This window comes from Halomonas sp. SIMBA_159, assembly GCF_046536035.1.
Taxonomy (GTDB): Bacteria; Pseudomonadota; Gammaproteobacteria; order Pseudomonadales; family Halomonadaceae; genus Vreelandella; species Vreelandella venusta_A.
The window spans coordinates 1-249 of record NZ_JAWJBT010001200.1; the positions used below are offsets into that span (position 1 = coordinate 1).

1 protein-coding gene is annotated in these 249 nt (G+C 54.2%); it reads left to right on the plus strand.

Annotated elements, in window-relative coordinates; genetic code table 11:
- Positions 1–18: 18 nt before the first annotated feature.
- Positions 19–249: SH3 domain-containing protein (locus R0J87_RS23065; protein ID WP_498889272.1), on the plus strand; the 231-nt coding region annotated here is incomplete at its 3' end.

Consider the following 249-nt stretch of genomic DNA (forward strand, 5'->3'; position numbering starts at 1 on the left):
GTGTTCAATGTGAAAAGCATGGACGGCAATTGGGTCCAGCTTGAACTTCAGGACGGCAAAACTGGCTGGGTCTATGCCTTCTACGGCGAATTATCTGACCAGCCAGCGCAGCAAGCGAGCACCACGAATGAGCAAGTAACCGTTCTTACGGATGGCACCAACCTTCGTGCACAAGCTAACACCTCTTCCGAAGTGGTCACGCGGGCAAATGCCGGGACGCAACTATCGGTTGCAGGCAAAGAAGGCCAG